The 18,121-nt window shown below is 53.1% G+C and carries 18 protein-coding genes; all 18 read left to right on the plus strand.

Going from position 1 to position 18,121, the window contains the following annotated elements; all coding sequences use genetic code 11:
• The 18 genes from G340_RS0107025 (at position 1) to G340_RS0107115 (ending at position 18,117) form a co-directional block, all read left to right on the plus strand.
• Positions 1–333 carry a phage head closure protein gene (locus G340_RS0107025; RefSeq protein ID WP_020072949.1) on the plus strand — a complete coding sequence of 111 codons (333 nt, stop codon included), beginning with the start codon at positions 1–3 and terminating at the stop codon, positions 331–333.
• The gene (locus G340_RS0107030; RefSeq protein WP_027103900.1) at positions 326–757 is read left to right on the plus strand and encodes an HK97-gp10 family putative phage morphogenesis protein; all 432 of its coding nucleotides are present in this window, start codon (positions 326–328) and stop codon (positions 755–757) included. The genes G340_RS0107025 and G340_RS0107030 overlap by 8 nt, the downstream gene beginning before the upstream one ends.
• On the plus strand, positions 754–1,095 hold the full coding sequence (locus tag G340_RS0107035; RefSeq protein ID WP_020072951.1) for a hypothetical protein: 342 nt from the start codon (positions 754–756) through the stop codon (positions 1,093–1,095). The genes G340_RS0107030 and G340_RS0107035 overlap by 4 nt, the downstream gene beginning before the upstream one ends.
• Before the next feature lie 5 nt (positions 1,096–1,100).
• Positions 1,101–1,691 (plus strand): major tail protein, encoded by a 591-nt coding sequence (locus tag G340_RS0107040; RefSeq protein ID WP_020072952.1) that lies wholly within the window; start codon positions 1,101–1,103, stop codon positions 1,689–1,691.
• Positions 1,692–1,705: 14 nt separating this feature from the next.
• Positions 1,706–2,086, plus strand: coding sequence for a hypothetical protein (locus tag G340_RS0107045; RefSeq protein ID WP_020072953.1), 381 nt, complete (start codon positions 1,706–1,708; stop codon positions 2,084–2,086).
• Between the two features lie 208 nt (positions 2,087–2,294).
• Entirely contained in the window at positions 2,295–4,907 is a 2,613-nt protein-coding gene (locus G340_RS0107055) for a phage tail protein (protein ID WP_020072955.1), read from the plus strand.
• A gap of 13 nt (positions 4,908–4,920) precedes the next feature.
• Positions 4,921–5,700, plus strand: coding sequence for a distal tail protein Dit (locus tag G340_RS0107060; RefSeq protein WP_020072956.1), 780 nt, complete (start codon positions 4,921–4,923; stop codon positions 5,698–5,700).
• Between the two features lie 6 nt (positions 5,701–5,706).
• A complete protein-coding gene (locus G340_RS0107065) occupies positions 5,707–8,232 on the plus strand; it encodes a phage tail spike protein (RefSeq protein ID WP_020072957.1) in 2,526 nt (841 codons plus the stop codon).
• 12 nt (positions 8,233–8,244) lie between these two features.
• Complete coding sequence (locus tag G340_RS0107070; protein WP_020072958.1) at positions 8,245–8,442, plus strand: hypothetical protein; 198 nt, start codon at positions 8,245–8,247, stop codon at positions 8,440–8,442.
• Positions 8,435–9,004: a hypothetical protein gene (locus G340_RS0107075; RefSeq protein WP_020072959.1), complete on the plus strand. Its 570-nt coding sequence runs from the start codon at positions 8,435–8,437 to the stop codon at positions 9,002–9,004. The genes G340_RS0107070 and G340_RS0107075 overlap by 8 nt, the downstream gene beginning before the upstream one ends.
• Positions 9,001–11,475, plus strand: coding sequence for a glycosyl hydrolase family 18 protein (locus tag G340_RS0107080; RefSeq protein WP_407635358.1), 2,475 nt, complete (start codon positions 9,001–9,003; stop codon positions 11,473–11,475). Before G340_RS0107075 ends, G340_RS0107080 begins: the two co-directional genes overlap by 4 nt.
• A 98-nt stretch (positions 11,476–11,573) precedes the next feature.
• Positions 11,574–11,996, plus strand: coding sequence for a phage holin family protein (locus G340_RS0107085; RefSeq protein WP_020072961.1), 423 nt, complete (start codon positions 11,574–11,576; stop codon positions 11,994–11,996).
• A complete protein-coding gene (locus tag G340_RS0107090) occupies positions 11,996–13,492 on the plus strand; it encodes a glucosaminidase domain-containing protein (RefSeq protein WP_027103901.1) in 1,497 nt (498 codons plus the stop codon). The genes G340_RS0107085 and G340_RS0107090 overlap by 1 nt, the downstream gene beginning before the upstream one ends.
• A gap of 293 nt (positions 13,493–13,785) precedes the next feature.
• Complete coding sequence (locus G340_RS0107095) at positions 13,786–14,211, plus strand: helix-turn-helix domain-containing protein (RefSeq protein ID WP_020072963.1); 426 nt, start codon at positions 13,786–13,788, stop codon at positions 14,209–14,211.
• Positions 14,204–14,389 carry an SHOCT domain-containing protein gene (locus G340_RS0107100; RefSeq protein WP_020072964.1) on the plus strand — a complete coding sequence of 62 codons (186 nt, stop codon included), beginning with the start codon at positions 14,204–14,206 and terminating at the stop codon, positions 14,387–14,389. Before G340_RS0107095 ends, G340_RS0107100 begins: the two co-directional genes overlap by 8 nt.
• Before the next feature lie 34 nt (positions 14,390–14,423).
• The gene (locus G340_RS0107105) at positions 14,424–16,199 is read left to right on the plus strand and encodes a recombinase family protein (protein ID WP_020072965.1); all 1,776 of its coding nucleotides are present in this window, start codon (positions 14,424–14,426) and stop codon (positions 16,197–16,199) included.
• On the plus strand, positions 16,181–17,761 hold the full coding sequence (locus tag G340_RS0107110) for a recombinase family protein (RefSeq protein WP_020072966.1): 1,581 nt from the start codon (positions 16,181–16,183) through the stop codon (positions 17,759–17,761). Before G340_RS0107105 ends, G340_RS0107110 begins: the two co-directional genes overlap by 19 nt.
• 140 nt (positions 17,762–17,901) lie before the next feature.
• Positions 17,902–18,117 (plus strand): helix-turn-helix domain-containing protein, encoded by a 216-nt coding sequence (locus G340_RS0107115; protein WP_020072967.1) that lies wholly within the window; start codon positions 17,902–17,904, stop codon positions 18,115–18,117.
• The last annotated feature ends 4 nt before the right edge of the window (positions 18,118–18,121 follow it).

The raw sequence follows: 18,121 nt of genomic DNA on the forward strand, positions 1-18,121 counted from the left end.
ATGAGTTTCGGAAAAATGAACACCATCATCACTATCGTGGCAAAACAGCACACCACGGACGATGAGGGCTTTAAGACGGAATCGGATGTGACTGTTGCAGAGGTACGGGCTTACCGGGAAGGTCGGCACGGCAGCGAGAAATGGGCGAACATGGCGCAGTTCTCGACTGCCACCGACCTTTTCCGTTTCCGCGTTATCCCAGGCGTTACGGTCACCACGGAAATGCGAATCCTCTGTAACGGGCATACCTTTGAGATCACTTCCGTGGAGGATGTGCGCGGAAAAGGTATGTACCTTGAGGTGCTGGTCGAGGAGGTGAAACAGAGTGGCTAAAGCAACATGGAAAATGCCGGAGGAGTTCCTCATGAAGATATCACGGCTTGCGGATAAGACCGACACCATCATTCCAAAGGTGCTGGACGCAGGCGCGGAGGTCGTGGAAAGCAAGGTGCGCTCCAACCTGGCATCTGTTATCGGCAGCGGAACAAAACTGCCATCCCGTTCCACGGGAGAGCTTTTGTCTTCTCTTGGCACCACACCTGCCCTGCAGGATAAGAACGGCGATTTCAATGCGAAGGTCGGCTTTGCCGAACCGAGGTCTGACGGTGACAGCAACGCCAAGATTGCTACCATCCTCGAATACGGCAAAAGCGGACAGCCTGCAAAACCGTTCCTGAAGCCTGCGAAATCCTCGTCCAAAAGCGCTGCCATTGAAGCGATGAAGGCAAAACTGGAATCGGAGGTGAACGGCATATGAGCCTGTTATCGGAAATAAAGACCGTGGTCACAGGCTGCGGTCTTCCTGTGGAGACGGGAGTATTCTCGGATGAGCCGCCGGATGAATATGTGGTGGTGACTCCGCTTGCGGACACCTACGAGCTTCATGCGGACGATGCTCCCGGATACGAGACACAGGAGGCAAGGCTCTCCCTGTTCTCCAGGGGCAATTATATGCAGCGGAAGAAGCGGCTCTGCAAGGCGCTCCTTGCCGCTGATTTTGTTATCACGGAAAGGCGGTACATCGGACACGAGGACGATACCGGTTTCCACCACTACGCCATTGACGTGGCGAAACTTTATGAAACGGAGGATTGAACATTATGGCAACAATCGGTCTTGATAAACTTTTCTATTCCAAGATCACGGAGGACGCAAACGGCAACGAGACCTATGCGACTCCCGTGTCCCTTGCCAAGGCAATGACAGCGGAACTGTCCGTGGAACTTGCCGAGGCTACTCTTTACGCCGATGACGGCGCGGCGGAGGTCGTGAAAGAGTTCCAGAGCGGGACGCTCTCCCTCGGCGTGGACAACATCGGTCTTTCCGTGGCGGCAGACCTTACGGGTGCGACCGTGGACGATAACGGCGTGCTTGTATCCGCATCCGAGGACGGCGGCGATCCCGTGGCTATTGGTTTCCGTGCAAAGAAAGCGAACGGCAAGTACAGATACTTCTGGCTCTACCGCGTCATTTTCGGCATCCCTGCAACGAACCTTACCACCAAGGGCGAGAGCATCGAGTTCTCCACGCCTACCATCGAGGGTACGGTTTACCGCAGGAACAAGGTGGACGCAAAGGGCAACCATCCCTGGAAAGCGGAGGTGTCCGAGGACGATACGGGCGTGACCGCCGAAACGATCACAGGCTGGTACTCAAATGTTTATGAACCGACCTTTGAGGGCGAGGGTTAAGGAGGTAACGCAGAATGGATGAAAGAAGCGCAATTGTAAAAATCGGTGGTCAGGAATATGAGATGCTCCTCACCACCAAGGCAACGAAGGAAATCGCCGGACGCTACGGCGGGCTGGAGAACCTGGGCGATAAGCTGATGAAGTCTGAGAACTTCGAGATGGCTCTCGATGAGATCGTGTGGCTCATCACGCTACTATGCAACCAGACCATCCTCGTCCACAACTTAAAGCATCCCGATGAGAAAAAGCCGGAACTGACCACGGAGGAGGTTGAGCTTCTCACCTCGCCGATGGAACTGACGGATTACAAGGACGCTATCATGGAGGCTATGTACAGAGGAACGAAACGCAATATCGAAAGCGAGACAGACTCAAAAAACGCACAGGTCGGGTAAGTGACGAAGAGTTATTTACCCGGCTTTTATATTACGGCATCGGTCAGCTTCATCTTACGCAGGATGAGTTCTGGCTGATGCCGTTCGGTCTGTTTATGGATTTATGGGAATGCCATAAGCAGTATAACGGCATTTCAAAGCCGAAACAGAATCTCACGATTGACGATGTGATCCCCTATGGAATCTGACGGGAAGGAGGTAAAGACGCATGGCTGATAATTTCGGTCTGAAGATCGGTGTTGAAGGCGAGAAGGAATTTAAGAAGGCTCTCGCCGACATCAACCAGTCGTTCAAGGTACTCGGCTCGGAAATGAAGCTGGTATCCTCGCAGTTTGATAAGAACGACAAGTCCGTGCAGGCTCTGTCCGCACGGAACAATGTGCTGAACAAGGAAATTGAAGCACAGAGGCAGAAAATCGATACGCTGCGTTCCGCTCTCCAGAATGCGTCAGATTCCTTCGGGGAGACAGACCGCAGGACGCAGAGCTGGCAGATTCAGCTGAATAACGCCGAGGCTGCCCTTAACGACATGGAGCGGGAACTTAGCGACAACAACGCCGCTCTGGAAGAAGCAAACTCCAACTACGGCAGAGCCGAGGATGCGCTTGAGGACATGGATCGTGAGATGGACGATGTTACCGACAGCGCGGGCGATATGGGCGATGAAATTGATGAAGCTGGGGATGCAGCCGAAAAGTCCGAGAGCAAGTTCAAGGGTCTCGGTACCGTCTTAAAGACTGTCGGTGCGGCAATGGGCGCAGTCGTTGTTGCTGCAGGTGCCGCCGCGATAAAACTCGGCAAGGAAGTCATATCCGCCTATGCGGACTATGAACAGCTTGTCGGCGGTGTCGATACCCTTTTCAAGGATTCCTCGCAGAAGCTCCAGCAGTATGCGGCGAACGCCTATAAGACAGCGGGTATGTCGGCAAACGACTACATGGAGACCGTCACGAGCTTCTCTGCAAGCCTGATATCCTCCCTGGGCGGCGATACGGAAAAGGCTGTGGAATATGCTGACATGGCCATCACGGATATGTCGGACAACGCCAATAAGATGGGTACCGACATGGCGTCCATTGAGAACGCCTACCAGGGCTTTGCCAAGCAGAACTATACGATGCTCGATAACCTCAAACTCGGCTACGGCGGCACGAAATCCGAAATGGAGCGTCTGCTTGCCGATGCGCAGGCTATCTCCGGCATTGAATACAACATTGACTCCTATGCGGATGTGGTCGAAGCCATCCATGTGATACAGACGAGTATGGATATCACAGGCACGACCGCACGGGAAGCGGAACACACCATTTCCGGCTCCATAAATTCCATGCAGGCGGCTCTTCAGAACCTCGTGGTCGGATTCGGCAATGCCGATGCGGATATGGAGCAGCTCTGCAACAATGTCGTGGATTCGTTCAAGGATGTGGTGGCGAATGTCACGCCTATCATCCAGAACATCGTGGCGGCACTGCCCACCGCAACAGGCGCATTGCTTGAAGCCGTGGCAGAGCTTCTCCCTACGCTCCTTCAGACGGTGACAGAACTGTTCTCCCAGGTTTTGACCACACTTCTAAACCTCCTGCCGAGCCTGATTCCGGCAGCGGTCGAGGCGGTCATGACGATTGTGAATGCCATCATAGAGAATCTTCCTCTGCTTATCGAAGCGGCCGTCCAACTTGTGGCTACGCTCGTGCAGGGTATCGGCGAGGCACTGCCTACGCTCATTCCTGCGGCGGTACAGGCAATCGTGACCATCGTGCAGGGTTTGATTGACAACCTCCCAATGATACTGGATGCGGCGCTTCAGTTGATTATGGGACTGGCACAGGGCATCCTTGACGCTATCCCTGTGCTGATTGAAGCTCTGCCCGCAATCATTACAAGCATCGTGGAATTTATCGCGGGCGCTATTCCACAGATCATCGATGCCGGGATTCAGCTTCTTACTTCGCTGATTACGGCTTTACCACAGATTATCCAGGCAATCGTGGCGGCGATACCGCAGATCATTGACGGTATCCTTACCGCTATCCTCGGCAGTATCCCGCAGCTGATTGACGCGGGCGTCCGTCTGCTGGTCGCTCTGATACAGAATCTGCCGACCATCATCACCACGATTGTGAATGCGATACCGCAGATAATCACGAGCATCGTGAACGCGCTCATCGGAAACATCGACAAGATCATCATGGCGGGCGTTCAGCTGTTCGTGGCTCTTATCAAGAACCTGCCGCAGATCATCGTGGCAATCGTGAAAGCCGTGCCGCAGATCATATCAGCCATCGTGAAGGGCTTTGCAAGCGGTGCGTCCCAGATGGCAACCATCGGTCTGAACCTTATCAAGGGTATCTGGAACGGCATCGGCGATGCGGCCTCCTGGCTGTGGAGCAAGGTCAGCGGTTTCTGCTCGAACCTGCTCAGTAAGATCAAGGGCTTCTTCGGAATATCCTCACCGTCTAAGGAGATGGCGTGGGTCGGCGATATGCTTACCCAGGGGCTTGCTGGAGGTATCGATGACTCGGCAAAGGTCGCTATCAATGCCACGCAGGATTTGAACAAGGGCATCATGGATGTAATGGACGGACTGGCGGATGATATGCAGTCTGCCGTTCCGAGCAATTTCAACCTTGACGCGGATGCTACGGTGCGCTCCGTGGCAAGCGGTATGTCCGGCGTGGGTAGCGGCAATTCCTATGGTGCGCTGGTTTCGGTCGGACAGATGATCGTCCGCAGCGAGGACGATATCCGCAGGATTTCGCAGGAACTTTATAACCTGATACAGACTGGCTCCCGTGCGCAGGGGCGCTTTTCAACGGCTTAAGGAGGTGCGCTGAATGGGTTTTACATACAACGATACGGCATCTGCCGATATGGGGCTTAAGGCACGGCTCACCTCCTGGCAGGTGTGCGGAGGGCTGCGAAACTATACGGCGTCCATTCCCGGCAAGAGCGGTGTGGCGGATTTCGGAGCGGATTTCGACTACAGAGAGATCAATGTCTCCTGCAGTATTGCTCCGAAGAGAAACTTTGCATCTCTTGTTTCGGTACTGGACGATATATCGCTCTGGCTCGATCCCACGGACGGACTGAAACAGCTTGTTTTCGATGATGTGCCGGACAGGTACTTCATGGCACGGCTTTACGAAAAGGTGGACTGCGAAAGGCTACTCGTTCGCTCGGCGGGTAGCTTCGATTTGAAGTTTTTCTGTCCCGATCCCTTTGCCTACGCTGTGGAGGATGAGGAGTTTTCCATTACTTCCACCGGAACGCATACGGTCAGAAGGACGAAAGGCAATGTGGCGTCCAATCCCGTGTACCGCATCAAGGGCGTGATCTCCTCCGGCGTAAGTAACTACATCACCATTATCACGAACGGTTCACAGCTTAAAGTGGTGAACGCTGCTCTTGCGGCAGCGGAAACGCTGGTGGTCGATACGGATATGATGACCGCCTGGGTGGAGGACGCAAACGGGAATGTCCTGCGGAACGGACTGCCGTATCTTTCAGAACTGAACTTCCCAACGCTTTCTGTCGGGAATAATACAATCGCTGTGGCGGCGAACAACGCCACATTTACAAGGCTTGAAATTGAAGCCAAGAGCAGATGGAGGTGACGGCGGATGTCCTTAAAAACGATACTGAATAAACAGACGGACTTCACGGGTGAGTTCCCGGCGGAGTACGCAAAGGGCGGTCTGTGGCGTTTCAACGAGGATGCTCCCGATGCCGACACCTGCCTTACTGATTCCTCCGGGAACGGCAGGAAGGCATATATCAACAAATGGAGTGGAACGACCGCGTCTCTGACTGACGGTGTGTTCGGCTCCTATTTTCGCATGAACATCAACAATCCATCCTCGGAGCAGACCTATCTGAAGGTCACGAATGACGGCACGATATTCTCCGATCTTGGGGAACGGATCATCGTGGGCGGCTGGATGCGACCGACCACCTATTCCGTGGGAAACACATACACGCCGATTCTCTCTACCCGAGGTGGTACGGGACAGCCGATTTTTTATCTGTCCCTCATCCGCGGAAAGCCGAGATTGATGCTCTACAATTCCTCCGGCTCCCTGATATTGGATACCTCGGTCACGCCGTCCTTCAATCTTGAAAATGCCAAGTGGTACTTCATCGCGGCGGTGATCGAGCCGGACAATAAAAAAGCCTGGTACGTGGTCGGCGATAAGGACAGCGGTACGGTGTGGAAATCCTCCGCACTGACCTTCACGGGTGAACTGAACCGCTCCTGCACGGCAGACCTAATCTGGGGAATGCTGAACAGTTCCTACTGGTATGCAGGCGGCTTTGACGACTGGTTTTTGGACTGCGATTCGGAACTTACCGCTGATGACCTTATGGATTATTTCCGCTCTGCTGTTATGGCGAATGCAGGAGATACCACGGGAACTGTTGACGGAATCACCGAGCCTGGAACGGTCACGCTCCGTGCTTCGAGTGGCGTCTATCCCACAGAAGGTATCCTTACCACGGCGGCTGCAGAGTGCAACCTGTCCGGCACGGGTCGTGTGTCTGTGACGAGCGAGTATGTCTCAAGCACGACCGCTGTTTCCCTGGTGGAGACTTCCACAAGTGATGATCTTATCACATGGAGCGATTGGGTGGCGGTCCCTTCGGACGGCAAACTGGCGTCTCCCAACAGGGAGTACATCCGATTCCGGGTGACGCTCACAACGACCGAGACGAACCTGACACCGAAGGTCGTGGATATACGGCTTTACGATATCCCTCGCTCTCCCTATGAGAAAATCGGCTATGCCCGTCCCGTTGTTCTTGACAGCAACGGAGCGTGGGAGGCGGTGCTTGAAAATGCCTATGACATCATCGTAACGGGCGAGATCAACGGCGAGGATACGCTTTCCTTCAAGATTCCTTACCGGGATAGCAAGCGGTCATATATCGACAGCGAGAAAAAGATACAGATCGTGGACGATATCTACAAGGTGCGCACAGTCAAGGATACAAAAGATACCGAAGGCAACGCCATCACAGAGGTGTATGCCGAGGCGGAGTTTTACGATCTTACCTTCTCTGTCAGAAAAGAGGAACGCAGCTTTGAAGCTGAAACTGCTGAAGTGCCTATGGCTTATGCCCTTGCCGGCACGGAATGGGCGGTCGGCACGGTCAACGTGCGCACCAAGAGGACATGGACAAGCAGCGAGAAAAACGCTCTGTCCATCCTCCGAAATGTGGCAGACCTGCACGGCGGCGATCTGGTCTTTGACTGCGCCAACAGGCTTGTGCATCTCTTAACCGTGAGCGGCAAGGACAGCGGTGCGCTGTTCGCCTATAGAAAGAACATGAAGTCCATACAGAGGGTGGTCGATACCCGCAGCCTTGTGACCAGACTCTATGCCGTAGGCGCAGACGGGCTGACTTTTTCCGACATCAACGGTGGCAAGCCCTATGTGGAGGACTTTTCCTATACGAACGAGATACGCATTTCCACGCTGGACTGCTCGTCCTTCACAAATCCGTATCAGATGAAGGAGTATGCGGAGATGCGCCTTGCACAGTACGCCAAGCCGACTATTTCCTATGTGCTGAACGCTATGGATTTATCCGTCCTTACGGGCTACGAGCATGAAGCATGGGAACTTGGGGACTATGTGCGTGTAGAGGACAAGGAGCTGGGTATTTCGGTCACAACGAGAATCGTTCGCCGGGAATACAACCTGCAGGAGCCGTGGAACACGGTACTTGAACTATCCACCACGCTGAAGAACCTCGGCAGTTCCGCAAGTCAATGGGACAACGCAGCAGACACCTTGGAAGGCACAAGCATGGTATCCAATGACGATATCCGTGAAATGGTGCCGTTCAACCTTCTGCGAAACTCCCGTGCTGACGATGGGCTTGCCTATTGGACGAGTTCCGGCTTTGTGGCTGATGGCGATAACGGTGCATCCGGGACGGCATCCTTCAAGGCAGAGGGCGTATCAGGCATGACCAAGAGCCTGTCGCAGACTGTGTATCCCGCCAACCGTGACAGTTATACGATCTCGGCGCAGATCGGCTCGGAGGACTTGGAGAAACTTTCAGACTCCTCACAGGTCGGAATCGAGGTCATCATCGAATACGAGGACGGTACGACAGAGAGCCGTTTCATTGACTTGTACTGATGGAGGTGGGCTATGGTTTATTTTTCAAAAACACAGGCGAAGGTATCGCCGGAGCATTATGGGGACAGGATCAAGTCCATCACCGTCCGTATCTGCGTCACGAACTGCACGGGAAAACTCTATGTGACGGACATACTCCTCCAGGCGGGAGCGGTCGCTACGGGATGGGTAGGACATCCCTGCGAGATCAAGTGGACGCTCGATGGGTAACGTCAGATTCATCCGCCTTGCGGAGGTCGTGAACAAAAAACAGGATAAGCGTGTCGTGAGCGTAACGGTGGTTCCTACCATCACCGATTGCTCCGGCACGATTTATTTTACCGACCTTCAGCTGCAGGAAGGTCCCGCTCTGACGGGCTATGCTCCGCATACGGAGATTTGCCTAAAGGAATCAGAGAATGCTCCTGTTTGGTTCAACGGCATCGTCCGCTCGGAAGAAACGGTGATTCTCTTAAACCTCGGTGGTACATCGGCAGGGCTTGATATCAACCTCTATCCAAAACAGTACATGGAGGGCGGCTCTGTCACGCTGGCACAGGGTGTCGGCGGTCAGAAAGCGACCTTCCCGAATGCTATGAACGCTGGGGACAATGTGGCTCTGCTGGCATCCAAGAGGGAATGCACGAGGAACGGAGCGAAGGAAACGAAAGAGGGTTTTTATCAGTACAGTGCGGCGTGGGATTCCAAACACATCGTGTCCCTTCCGCAAGGAAAATCCGCGCAGCTTTTATATTCGATGCAGGAAATGGACGATGGAGGTGAATTGCTCTGATGGATGTACTCAAAGGGAAGAAAATCATGGTGTGGACTTTCATGGGCACCGCCAGGATGTATACGGCTCTTCGGAACTACGGTGACCGCATCAGCCAGATTGGACTGTTTTCATTCAAAGTCAGAGCGACTGGGGAAATCTATGAAACAGGCGTCAGCATTTCAAGTATGCTGACCTACATCAATATGTACCCGCACATCAAGTGGCTGCTGACCGTGGCGAATGACGGCACAAACAGCATCTTCCGCGCCTTAAGGGACAACATAAACGGCGCACAGGATACTTTCCTCTCGGAAATCGTCCGCATTATGCAGAAATACCCGTGGTGTGACGGCATCGACATCGACCTTGAGAAAGGCGATGGATATTCCACGCACGAGGAATCTACGGCGATGTTCCGCAATATCTACAACACGGTCAAGGCATACGACTCATCCAAGCTGATGAATATCTGCCTGCCGGGTATGACAAGCGTCAACGGCTCAGTCGGCGGTGAGAACTGGTGCGTGTATGCCGACCTCAACAATTACTGCGATACCGCATCCATCATGAGCTACGGTATGGCGTGGGCAGGCTCCGCGCCGGGGCCTGTGTCCCCACGCTCTTGGCTTGAGGGAATCTACGACTATGCATCCCAGGTCATGGATACGGACAAGGTGTTCCTCGGTATGCCCGCCTACGGTTGGAACTGGCAGATATACGACCTGCCTTCCAATATCGGCAAGACCTATCGAGGCACCTCGCAGACCTACTACGCCGCACAGAACTGGCTGAAGGGCGTGTATAACTTTACGGACGATCAGCCGCCGCAGCCGTTTATCCCGTTCGTGGGATATTGGGACGATAACAACAAAGTGCCGTGGGCGCTCCCTCATGTGTACGACTACATGGAGGGACGGGATGCCGACAGCTACGAGTACCCGCAGATGAGCGGGACATACAACGGCAGACATTATCTGACCGCCTATGGCAAGCAGCAGAAAACCGAGTTTGAAAACATCATTATCGACCATGACGGTGGCAACTACGCCAGCGCATCCGGCATCGTATCCATCGAGAACGGCATCGCTACGCTCGGTGATGAAGGATCAGTCACATACCGATTTACCGTCAACACGGCGGGAACTTATGACGTGGCTGTGCGGCTCTGTTATCCGTTTTGGGATAAGAACGGCATTTATGTATCGCTGGACGGTTCGAATAGGCACTTCACGGAGAGCCGACTGTGGTGGCCGTACTGGAGGACTACCTTCTGGACTACACTTGCAAGCGGTGTGAGCCTATCTGCGGGAACGCATACCATAAAGATTTCTGTCGATGTGAAGGGCGTACAGTTTTACGGTTTCCGTGTCTGCTCATCCTTTTCCGAGAAACCGTCCGCAGGAGAAGCAACCTACACCTTTTCCCCGCGACAGTTCAAAGACGTGGACGGCAATATGGTCGGTCCCGACCGTGGCTTTCGTCTGACCTTGGAGATGCTCCGCCGAAAGCCCGACTCGGCTCTTGTCTGGTATGAGGACTTCCGGGACTACGGCGTTCTTGAAACGAATTACTGGACGGTGCTGTCAGGCTCTTTTGAGGTGTGGCGGTCAGAGGAATACTCGATGGAGCGAGTTTATTCCCAGCTTGACGGCAAGGGACAGCTTGCATGGAAGTATGACGGCTTTTCGGATATCCACTTACGGGCAAGGCTGGCGTTCCCGGCAAATAGCAGCGGTCGTGCAGGAGTTTTCTGCGGCAATCTGTTCTGCTGCCTAAACTATGACAATCAAGCAGTGGAACTGTATAACGGCTCCACGCTTCTCGGCAGCTACAGTCAGGAGATCGCGAGGACGCCGAACGCCGACCTTCGGACAAATCCAAATATGTACACGGTGGAGATGCGTATCCGTGGGAACAGGGTGCGCGTTTATTCCGGTTCTTCCTATACGCTGCGGTTCACAGCAACGGTCAGCGGTTTCTCCGGCGGTTACGCAGGCTACCGATCCGACAATCGGACGGTCTGTGAACTGATGCGCCTTGGTGATGCCTGGACATATGAGCCATATGAGCGGTTCGATGTTGTCATGCCGGACGGGACGCAGAAATCATACGGCCGTATCAGCAGGAGCAACTGCACTTGGGACAGCGAGTTCCAGGTGTTTACACTGACTTCTGATATAGAGGAGACTTCTATTCGGAGCGAGGATATTTCAATGGACTATGACTTCTTCCATTCGGATGATATGACCTCGCTTTCCTGCGGCAACGACTATCAGGCTACGGTCATTCCCGTGGACATCAACATTTGGATATCACGGCTCTTCCTCGGCGATGCGGACGGCTTTTCCATTCTCTATTACCAGGACGTGGACTCCCTCGTCTATTGGGCGAACGAGGCGGCTTATCGGTGGAAACTTCGAGGGATGTGTATGTGGTCCCTTGGGCAGGAGGACTTGCGGCTGTGGGAGTGGCTGCCGAAACAGGTCTGACAATATAACACAATACAACACACTATCTTTCGGGAAATGGCGATTGCTTACGGGCAGTCGCTTTTTTCATACCAAAAATGCAAAGGAGGACAAATCTCATGAAAGAATTCTGGAACACCATTCAGGTAATCATCGCGGCAATCGGAGGATGGCTCGGCTACTTCCTCGGCGGCTGTGACGGTCTGCTCATTGCACTTGTGGCGTTCGTGGCAATCGACTACATCACAGGCGTTATGTGCGCCATTGCGGACAAGAAGCTCTCCAGCGAGGTCGGTTTCAAGGGTATCTGCCGCAAGGTGCTTATTTTTCTGCTCGTGGGGATCGCCAACATCCTCGATGTGCAGGTCATCGGCACGGGCAGTGTCCTTCGCACGGCGGTGATCTTTTTCTACATCTCCAACGAGGGTGTATCTCTCACGGAGAACGCCGCGCATCTGGGTCTGCCTATCCCGGAAAAGCTGAAAGCGGTGCTGGAGCAGCTCCATGACCGCAACACCGATGGAAAGGACGGTGACGAGTAATGGCATACACAAACAGTTCTATGGTGGCTTACACCAAACTCAGCCCGAACCATTCCGGGCAGCGGACGCACTCCATCGACCGTATCACTCCACACTGTGTGGTCGGTCAGTGTACGGCGGAGGGGCTTGGCGACTGGTTTGCCAAGTCCTCCACGCAGGCATCAAGCAACTATGGAATCGACAAGGATGGGCGTGTCGGGATGTATGTGGAGGAGAAGAACCGCTCCTGGTGTTCCTCCTCCAATGCAAACGACCAGAGGGCGATCACCATCGAATGCGCGTCCGACACCACGGAGCCGTATGCGTTCCGCGACATCGTTTATCAGATGCTCATTAAACTGTGCGTGGATATCTGCAAGCGCAACGGCAAGACGAAGCTGCTGTGGCTCGGTGATAAGGATAAGGCTCTCGCCTATGAACCGAAGTCCGGCGAGATGATCCTGACCGTCCACAGATGGTTTGCAAACAAAAGCTGTCCCGGCAACTGGATGTATGCCAGGATGGGCGATCTTGCGGAGAAGGTCACGGCGGCTCTCGGTAGTGGTACCGATGGTGCCAATGGTTCCACAACTACACAGGGAACACAGGCTTCTGCCTTTTCCGGGCTTTCCGAGGCGGATGTTGTAAAGAGTGTGGAAACAATGTTTACCGCAGACCAGAAGAAAACGGGCATCCTCGCATCGGTTTCGATGGCGCAGTTCATCCTCGAATCCGGCTACGGCAAGTCGGAACTGGCGCAGAATGCCAATAATGTGTTCGGCATGAAATGCTCCCTCTCCGGCAACACCTGGAGCGGTTCGACCTGGGACGGCAAAAGCAAGTACACCAAGCAGACGAAGGAGCAGCATACGGACGGCAGCTACGAGACGATCACGGCGGACTTCCGCAAGTATCCGTGCATGGAGGACTCCATCGCCGACCACAGCGCGTATCTACTGGGTGCGAAGAACGGCAGCAAACTCCGCTATGACGGTCTGAAGGGCTGCACTGACTACAAGAAGGCTGCGCAGATCATCAAGGACGGCGGGTATGCCACGAGTCTTACTTACGTGGAGAACCTCTGCTCAATTATCGAGCGGTGGAACCTTACGCAGTTCGATGTAAAAGAGAGCGAGACGGCTATTGCCTGGTACCGTGTCCGTAAGACCTGGGCTGATTCCAAGACACAAAAAGGCGCATATAAGATTTTGGAGAACGCCAAGAAGTGCGCTGATGCCAATCCGGGATATAGTGTGTTTGATGTAAACGGTGTAAACATCTACACACCGAAAACAACTACTCCAAACGCGCCGGATGTTCCGTTCCTCGTGCGGATCACCATCACCGACCTTAATATCCGCAAAGGGCCTGGAACGGATTATGACAGGACGCAGTTCATTCCCGTGGGTGTGTACACCATCGTGGAGGTGAAGTCCGGCAAAGGATCAGCCACCGGTTGGGGACGGCTGAAGAGCGGCGCGGGCTGGATTAGTCTCGACTTCGCCACGAGGATTTAATCGGAACACGAGAACACATAGGAACAGCAAATTCCTATCTCTCCGTATATAATACACATTTTTTATATACCCTATTTTCGTTCACGAAATTTATGTTGTAATAGGATTTTTCGTGTTCCTCGTGTTCCAACCGTTGAAAATAAAGGATTATTCGGAACAGGTACGGCCTGTGGGTGTCTCTTCGGAGAGCCTGCAGGCCGCTTTTTTTATGCCATAACGGTGGGGGTTGAATTTCTCGGTAGTGAGTGAGGGAGATACCACAAGACCTATCCCTCGGAAGGAGCCGAGAGAATATGACCGATAATCAGAAAGCGCAAATCATCAAACTCCGTGCGGCTGGAAATGGCTACGGCAAGATTGCCCAGACGCTTGGCATATCGCTGAACACAGTAAAGTCTTTCTGCCGCAGGAACGATATCAACGGGAACACTGCAATCGAGCCTTCCGTAACGCTCACCGGCGAAACAACAGCCTGTGAGAATTGCGGTCGGGAGATTCAGCAGATCGCCAAGCAGAAGAAAAAACGCTTCTGCTGCGACAAGTGCCGTAACGAGTGGTGGAACAGCCATCTCGACCAGGTGAAGCGTAAGGCGGTCTACGATTTCAGATGCCCGCACTGCGGTAAGGAGTTCCACATTTACGGGGACAGGCGCAGGAAGTATTGTAGCCATGAATGCTACATCGCCGACCGTTTCAAAGGTGGTGACGGCGATGAATAAAGAAGACTTCCGCAACGAAAAGCTCTATCAGACCACCATGCACCTTGCCAGGAAGATGCTCGAAGAAGGCATTATTTCCGAGGAGGAGTATCGTCAGATTGATACAATTTTCCTTGAGAAATATAAGCCTGTTTTCGGCATATTATTCTCGGATATATCGTTGACTTCCGGGGCGTAAAGAGTGATGTATAGTGTCGGAAAGGAGTGATTTCATGGCAAAAATCACAAGGGTCGAACAGGCAGTGCCGACCATAAAAACGAAGAAAAAAGTCGCTGCCTATGCTCGCATCTCGATGGAATCGGAACGCATGAACCATTCCCTCTCCGCACAGATCAGCTACTACAGTTCCCTGATACAAAAGAATCCTGACTGGCAGTACGCAGGCGTGTTCGCGGACGATGGGATCAGCGGCACTGGCATAGCCAAGCGCGATGAATTCAAGCGTATGATCGAAGCCGCCGACAACGGCGAGATCGACATCATCCTTACGAAATCAATCCAACGGTTCGCCAGGAACACGGTGGACCTGCTGGAGACGGTGCGGCACTTGAAGGATATCGGCGTGGAGGTGCGGTTCGAGAAAGAACACATCAATTCCATGAGCGGTGACGGCGAGTTGATGCTGACCATCCTCGCATCTTTCGCACAGGAAGAAAGCCGCAGCCTTTCGGAGAACTGCAAATGGGGCATCAGAAAGCGTTTCGAGAAAGGGATACCGAACGGACACTTCCGGGTGTACGGGTACCGCTGGGAGGGAGATGACCTGGTCATCGTGCCGGAGGAAGCGGAAATTGTGAGACGCATCTTCCGGAACTTCCTGGACGGCAAGTCGAGACTGGAAACGGAGCGGGAGTTCGCCGCCGAAGGCATCACTACAAGAGAGGGATGCCGCTGGGTGGATTCCAACATCAAGGTGGTTCTCACAAACGTGACCTACACGGGAAACCTTCTCCTGCAGAAGGAATTCATATCCGATCCCATTTCAAAGCAGCGGAAAAAGAACAAGGGACAGCTTCCGCAGTACTATGTGGAGGACACACATCCCGCCATTATCGACAAAGAAACCTTCGATTATGTGCAGTCAGAGATTGCGCGGCGCAAGGAACTGGGACCGAGGGCAAACAAGAGCCTGAACCTCACCTGCTTTTCGGGAAAGTTGAAATGCCCGTTTTGTGGAATCAGCTATGCCCACAATAAGCGCACGGACAGAGGGTTCATGGAGTATTGGGCTTGCGGATCACGGAAGAAAAAGGGCGGCCGGTGTCCGGTCGGCGGCAGCATCAACCACGAGAATCTGAAAAAGGCGTGTGCCGAGGTACTCGGATTGGAAGAGTTCGATGAGGATGTATTCAGCGAGAAAGTGGATTTCATCAATGTGCCGGAACGGTATGTACTGGAGTTCCATCTGAAGGACGGCGGCATTGTCACGAAGGACTGCCCGAACACAGGACACCAGGATTGCTGGACGGCTGAGTACAGAGCGAAAACCTCCGAGAAGCGCAGGAAGAAACCGAACTGCAAAGGTTCTTCCGTCATGACGGGGAAAATCAAGTGTGCCGGATGCGGATGCAATTTCCGCAGGGCTTCACAGCCGTCAGCTACCTCGGAAAGCGGTAAGGCGTTCTACTGGCGGTGCGCGGAGCGGAACGGCTGCGGTACGGTCGGTTTGCGAGAAGATGTGCTGAAGCCCTTTATAGCGGAGACGCTCGGCATTCCCGAATTTGACGATGCCGAGTTTGAAAAGCGGATAGACCACATCGATGTGCTTTCCGCAACGGAGATGGTTTTCCATTTCAAGGACGGCAGGACGGTCAGCCGCACATGGGAGCAGCCGAAACGGGTCGGCAGACCGTGGACGGATGAGCAGAGAGCCAAGTTCAAGGAATCCATCAAGGGTAGGTACACGCCGGAGTTACGGCGGCAGATGAGCGAACACATGAAACAATTACGGAAGGAGCGTGGGAAAGCATGGCGCAAAGAAAAGTAACGGCGATACCGGCTACTATCAGCCGGTACACGGCCACGCCGATAAACAGTATGAAGAAACGCCGCGTTGCCGGGTATGCCCGCGTTTCGACCGACCACGAAGACCAGACCACAAGCTACGAGGCGCAGGTCGATTACTACACCAACTACATCAAGAGCCGGGACGATTGGGAGTTCGTTGCCATATACACGGACGAAGGAATCTCGGCAACGAACACCAAAAAACGCGAGGGCTTTAAGGCGATGATCGCCGATGCCCTTGCCGGGAAAATTGATCTCATCGTTACCAAGAGCGTGAGCCGTTTCGCAAGGAACACCGTGGATAGCCTTACCACGGTACGGCAGTTGAAGGATGCAGGCATTGAGATTTATTTTGAAAAAGAAAACATATGGACGCTGGATTCCAAGGGTGAGCTGCTCATAACAATCATGTCGAGTCTTGCGCAGGAAGAGAGCCGCTCCATTTCCGAAAACGTCACCTGGGGGCAACGCAAGCGTATGGCGAACGGCAAGGTCAGCTTTGCTTACAGTCGCTTCCTCGGTCTGGACAAGGATAAAGAAACGGGCAAGATCGTGGTCAATCCCGAACAGGCAGAAACCGTGCGGCTTATTTTCCATTTGTTCCTTGAGGGTATGACGCCACACTCCATCGCCGCGGAACTGACGCGCCGTGGTATTAAGACTCCTACAGGCAAGGATGTGTGGAATCAACAGACGGTGCGCCGGATGCTCTCAAATGAGAAGTATAAAGGAGATGCACTTTTGCAGAAGGAGTTCACGGTAGATTTTCTTGAGAAAAAGATGAAAAAGAATGAAGGAGAAGTTCCTCAGTACTATGTGGAGGGAAACCACGAGGCAATCATCAGTCCTGCGGTGTTCGACATGGTGCAGGCAGAGATTGCAAAACGCACCAAGGGCGGCACTCGGTACAGTGGAGTGAGTATCTTCTCCAACAAAATTAGATGTGCCGACTGCGGCGGCTGGTACGGAGCGAAAACCTGGCATTCCACAGACCGCTACCGCAAAGTCATCTACCGCTGCAACCGCAAATACAATGGTGAGAAGTGTCAGACTCTTCATGTCACTGAGGATGAGGTTAAAACTGCATTCGTTTCAGCATACAATAAACTTGTGACGGAGAAGAAGGAAATCATCGCCAACGCGGAAATCATTCGTAGGACGCTTTGTGGAACCGATACCCTACGAGAAGAAAAAAGCAGGTTGGAGGACGAGATGTCTGTGCTTGTAGAAATGACACAGAACATCGTGGCAGAGAACGCTCGTATTGCGCAGGATCAGGACGAATACCAGAAACGATATAATGGGCTTGTTCAGCGGTATGATGCGGTGAAAGCACGGTACGATGATGTGGTGGCCACCATCTCCGCCAAGGAAGCACAGAGCGAACGGCTGGAAAACTTCATCAAGGTGCTGAAAGCACAAGACGGCACCATCCGGGAATTTGACTGTAGCCTTTGGGGCGGCATGGTTGAGTTCCTTACGGTCGGGAGGAACAAGGAAATAACGGTTACCTTTCGGGACGGAACGGAGATACAGGCATAACAGATACACATACATGAATGGCACTCTACTACGGTGGAGTGCCTTTTTTATTATGTGATTGAATTATTGTAAAATTCATGTTACAATAAATTGCACAATTAGTACAATTTATTTCACAATAGTTAGACGAGGTGAAGTTAATGCTGAAGAACAATATTGAAGTCGATGTAAAGGTAAAATGTATAGAAGCAGGAACCACGCAGGCAAAGCTGGCGGAAGACGTGGGCACCACTCCGTCCTATGTGAATCGGCTCATAAAGAAAAACGAGAATATTGTAAATAAGACTTTCGTACAGATGCTGGAAACGCTGGGATACGATATTGAACTGACCTATGTAAAGCGCGAGGAGGAGTAAGACA

The organism is Faecalispora sporosphaeroides DSM 1294, assembly GCA_000383295.1.
Taxonomy (GTDB): Bacteria; Bacillota; Clostridia; order Oscillospirales; family Acutalibacteraceae; genus Faecalispora; species Faecalispora sporosphaeroides.

Bases quoted from the DNA above. Each gene is read 5' to 3' on its own strand.
- G340_RS0107025 (WP_020072949.1), top strand. From the start codon at position 1: ATGAGTTTCGGAAAAATGAACACCATCATCACTATCGTGGCAAAACAG.
- G340_RS0107035 (WP_020072951.1), top strand. From the start codon at position 754: ATGAGCCTGTTATCGGAAATAAAGACCGTGGTCACAGGCTGCGGTCTT.
- G340_RS0107040 (WP_020072952.1), top strand. From the start codon at position 1,101: ATGGCAACAATCGGTCTTGATAAACTTTTCTATTCCAAGATCACGGAG.
- G340_RS0107045 (WP_020072953.1), top strand. From the start codon at position 1,706: ATGGATGAAAGAAGCGCAATTGTAAAAATCGGTGGTCAGGAATATGAG.
- G340_RS0107055 (WP_020072955.1), top strand. From the start codon at position 2,295: ATGGCTGATAATTTCGGTCTGAAGATCGGTGTTGAAGGCGAGAAGGAA.
- G340_RS0107060 (WP_020072956.1), top strand. From the start codon at position 4,921: ATGGGTTTTACATACAACGATACGGCATCTGCCGATATGGGGCTTAAG.
- G340_RS0107065 (WP_020072957.1), top strand. From the start codon at position 5,707: ATGTCCTTAAAAACGATACTGAATAAACAGACGGACTTCACGGGTGAG.
- G340_RS0107070 (WP_020072958.1), top strand. From the start codon at position 8,245: ATGGTTTATTTTTCAAAAACACAGGCGAAGGTATCGCCGGAGCATTAT.
- G340_RS0107075 (WP_020072959.1), top strand. From the start codon at position 8,435: ATGGGTAACGTCAGATTCATCCGCCTTGCGGAGGTCGTGAACAAAAAA.
- G340_RS0107085 (WP_020072961.1), top strand. From the start codon at position 11,574: ATGAAAGAATTCTGGAACACCATTCAGGTAATCATCGCGGCAATCGGA.
- G340_RS0107090 (WP_027103901.1), top strand. From the start codon at position 11,996: ATGGCATACACAAACAGTTCTATGGTGGCTTACACCAAACTCAGCCCG.
- G340_RS0107095 (WP_020072963.1), top strand. From the start codon at position 13,786: ATGACCGATAATCAGAAAGCGCAAATCATCAAACTCCGTGCGGCTGGA.
- G340_RS0107100 (WP_020072964.1), top strand. From the start codon at position 14,204: ATGAATAAAGAAGACTTCCGCAACGAAAAGCTCTATCAGACCACCATG.
- G340_RS0107105 (WP_020072965.1), top strand. From the start codon at position 14,424: ATGGCAAAAATCACAAGGGTCGAACAGGCAGTGCCGACCATAAAAACG.
- G340_RS0107110 (WP_020072966.1), top strand. From the start codon at position 16,181: ATGGCGCAAAGAAAAGTAACGGCGATACCGGCTACTATCAGCCGGTAC.
- G340_RS0107115 (WP_020072967.1), top strand. From the start codon at position 17,902: ATGCTGAAGAACAATATTGAAGTCGATGTAAAGGTAAAATGTATAGAA.